This is a genomic window from Sphaerochaeta sp., assembly GCF_050178175.1.
Lineage (GTDB): Bacteria > Spirochaetota > Spirochaetia > Sphaerochaetales > Sphaerochaetaceae > Sphaerochaeta.
Map to the genome: position 1 here is coordinate 1 of NZ_JBFXGH010000161.1, position 3938 is coordinate 3938.

The window sequence follows — 3938 nt, forward strand, 5'->3', positions numbered from 1 at the left end:
TGCGATTCACCTTTGCCGGGCTCTTGGTCCTACTCTTCAGATGCTTCCAGCAAGGTGATAAACAACGATTCAAGTCCTTGGATGGCAAGGCCTGGATCCAGATACTTGTGCTTGGCTTGTTACAGACCACCATCCACTATGCTTTTTTCTATATCGGGGTTTCCTATACCACTGGTGCCAAGAGTTCAATCCTGAACTCCTCATCAGTTTTTTTCAGTGCGCTGCTTGCACACTGGGTGTATGCAAACGACCATATCAGCTTGAGGAAGGGACTGGGAATCCTGTTGGGATTTATCTCGGTGGTCATGGTGAACCTTGAACCTAATCTGGGGATTACGTTTTCTTTGAAAGGGGAGGGGTTTGTAATAATTGCCGCATTCCTCACCAGTGCAAGTGCACTGTACAGCAAACGGGTAAGCAGGAAAATTGATCCGGTGCTGCTTACCAGTATGCAGCTTTTCCTTGGTGGTCTCATCTTGCTCTCGCTAGCGTTGTCACAGGGAGCAAGCTTTCCCACCAGCAGTCTTGCTGGATATTTCCTGCTCCTCTATATGGCATCCCTAAGCGCTGTTGCCTTCTCCATCTGGACGGCACTGCTCAAGCACAACAAGGTCAGTTCCATCACCGTTTTCAACTTCCTTATACCCGTGGTAGGGACATTCCTCTCTGCACTGCTTTTAGGGGAATCCATTTTCCGTCTGCAGTATCTTTTGGCACTCCCCTTGGTGGTGGCAGGTATTGTCCTGGTAACCTATTCCAGTTCAAAAACACCGGTATAGAGACGGTAGTACTGACCTTTAAGTGCCATAAGTTCAGCGTGGGTTCCCTTCTCGATGATCTCTCCCATTTGCAGCACCATGATAAGATCCGCGTTGTGGATGGTTGAAAGGCGATGGGCAATCACAAAGACAGTCCTGCCTTCCATCAGGGCATCCATCCCTTTCTGGACTACCTCCTCTGTATGCGTATCGATGCTGCTGGTTGCCTCATCAAGTACCAATACGGGGGGGTCGGCCACAATGGCACGTGCAATGGAGATAAGCTGTCGCTGCCCTTGGGAGAGGGTGGACCCATCTCCACTGAGCTGGGTTTGATATCCTTGGGGAAGGTGTGCGATGAAGGAGTCTGCATTGGCCAGTTTTGCTGCCTTGATCACCTCATCGTCACTTGCTTCCAGGTTCCCGTAGCGAATATTGTCCATGACCGTTCCACTGAACAGGTGGACATCCTGAAGTACCACCCCCAAGGAACGACGTAGGTCAGCCTTGCGTATCTTGTTGATGTTGATGCCATCATAGCGTATTTTCCCATCCGCAAGATCGTAGAAACGATTGATCAGGTTGGTGATGGTCGTCTTTCCTGCTCCGGTAGCACCGACCAAGGCGATCTTCTGACCAGGTTCTGCGTGTATGGTGATATGCTTGAGTACCAAGGTCTCCTCTGTGTATCCAAAGTCGACATCAGTGAGCGAGACCCGCCCCTGTAACTCAGTGAGATTTCCTGTCCGGGTATCTTTCCATGCCCAACGTTCAGTTCTCTTTTCAGTCTCTTCTCCTGTATCGGAAAGATTGACCAGGGTGATATATCCCTCATCAGCTTCGGGTTCCTCATCGAGCAGCGCAAAGATACGCTTGGTACCTGCAAGAGCCATTACAACGGCATTCAACTGGTTGGCCATCTGGTTGATCGGCATGTTGATTGTCCTGCTCAGCTGGAGGAAGGCAGCGATGATGCCAAGGGTCAATGCCCCAATGCCGTGAATTGCCAACATACCCCCGGCAATTGCGACCAATACGTACTGGATGTAACTGATATTGCCCATGATCGGCATGAGGATATTGGCAAACCGGTTGGCGTTGAATGCGTGGTTGTTAAGCTCCTCATTCAATGCATCAAAACGCTCCTTCGCCTTCTCTTCATAGGTGAAGACCTTGATGATCTTCTGTCCGTTGATCATCTCTTCTATATACCCATTGGTTTTCCCGATTGCCTTCTGCTGCTCAACAAAGTATGCACCGCTTTTCCCTGCCACAAAGGAGGAGATTCGCAGCATGATTGCAAGTGAGAACAAAACAACCAAGGTCAACTGCCAGCTGGTAAACAGCATGGCAAAGAAGATGGCCAGTACCGTGATGATTGAGTTGACGAAGTTTGGGATAGATTGACTCACCATCTGCCTGAGCGTATCGGTATCGTTGGTATAGAGACTCATCAGGTCCCCGTGGGATCGTGTGTCAAAGAACCGGATAGAAAGCTTCTGCATATGGGTGAACATCCTATCGCGAAGGGTCTTCAGTGTTCCCTGGGCAATGGTGATCATCAATCGGTTGTACATGAAGGTAGCAATGACACCTGCCGCGTATATTGCTGCCATCACCACAAGCGCCTGTATCAGCGGGGTGAAAGAAGCTGTTTCAGGGTTTTGTGCCATTGGTACGATATAGGTATCGATCAGGAGGCGCAGGAACAGGGAGCCTGCAACTGAGGCAAGTGCACTGACAAGGATACAGCACAGGACAACAAGGAAGCGCAGTTTATACGGTACAAAGATGTAGGTGAAGAGACGTTTCAAGGTTGGCCAGTCAAACTTTGGCATCTTGGAGTGGGGTTTGTTCATGCTCGTTCCTCCTTGTGCATCTGGCTGCAATACATCTCTTTATAACGTGAACAACGGTCCATCAGTTCTTGATGGGTACCTGCATCATGTATTCGTCCATCGTCGAGCATGATGATCCTGTCAGCGTCCATCACCGAGGTTACTCGCTGTGCAATGATGATCTTCGTGGTTTCTGGAAGTTCACTGAGCAAGCCTTCCCTGATAGCGGCATCTGTCTTGGTATCGACAGCGCTGGTTGAATCGTCAAAGATGAGAATCTTTGGATGCTTGAGCAAGGCACGTGCGATACACAATCTCTGGTTCTGCCCTCCAGAAACATTGGATCCATCCTGTTCGATGTAGGTGTCATACCCCTTGGGGAACTGCTGGATGAATCCATCTGCCTGGGCAATGCGGCAAGCCCATCTAAGCTCCTCATCGCTTGCATGCTCATTCCCCCACCGCAGGTTCTCAGCAATTGTCCCGCTGAATAGAAGATTCTTCTGCAATACCATGCCGACCTCTTTCCTGAGACTTTTCAGCGCATAGTCTCTTACATCCACTCCTCCAACCTTTACTGACCCACTGAGGGTGTCATAGAGGCGAGGGATCAACTGGACAAGGGAGCTTTTAGCACTGCCGGTTGGGCCAAGGATGCCGATGGTCTGTCCACTGGCAATATCGAGGTTGATATCGTAGAGACAGCGCTTCTCCTTGGTTTTTGTATAGCTGAAGTCCACATGGGAAAAGGTAATTGACCCATCAGCAACCGTGGTGATGGCGTCCTTCTTTTCCTCCAGGTCGCTCTTTTCGGTGAGCACTTCCTCAATCCGTACTGCTGAGGCCCTGCTTATGGTAATCATGACTATAACCATGGAGAACATCATCAGGCTCATAAGAATCTGGGATGTGTAGGTGATGAAGCTCATCAGCTCTCCTGTCGTCATGGCGGAGGCGACGATCAAGCGGGCTGCAATATAACTGATTGAGAGCAGGCTGAGGTACATTATTCCCTGCATAAGGGGACTGGTGAAGGCAATGATCTTTTCAGCCTTGCTGAATGCATCATAGATATCGGTGGAAACCACTTCAAATTTCTTTACTTCATGCGCTTCCCGGACAAACGACTTAACCACCCTGATGCCCCTGATATTCTCCTGAACCACGGTATTGAGCCGGTCATACATCTTGAATACCCGGGTGAAGAGAGGATATGCGGCCCTGATCAGGAAAAAGAGACCGACACCCAGGAGTGGGAGTGCAACAAGATAGACCAGGCTCAGTGTCTTGTTGATGGATACTGCCATGAAGAAGGCAAATACAAGCATTCCCGGGCTACGTA

General features: G+C 49.8%; 3 protein-coding genes. 1 reads left to right on the forward strand and 2 read right to left on the reverse strand.

The features are described 5' to 3' along the window. Positions 1 to 779 (forward strand): DMT family transporter (locus tag AB7S66_RS11740; protein WP_428520222.1); only part of this gene is annotated, 779 nt, incomplete at its 5' end. Here the strand turns inward: AB7S66_RS11740 and AB7S66_RS11745 are convergent. Further along, positions 752 to 2617, reverse strand: coding sequence for an ABC transporter ATP-binding protein (locus AB7S66_RS11745; protein WP_428520224.1), 1866 nt, complete (start codon positions 2615 to 2617; stop codon positions 752 to 754). The two genes, AB7S66_RS11740 and AB7S66_RS11745, sit on opposite strands and share 28 nt — an antisense overlap. Next, the coding region (locus AB7S66_RS11750) for an ABC transporter ATP-binding protein (protein ID WP_428520226.1) at positions 2614 to 3938 on the reverse strand (1325 nt) is incomplete at its 5' end. The genes AB7S66_RS11750 and AB7S66_RS11745, both read right to left, overlap by 4 nt.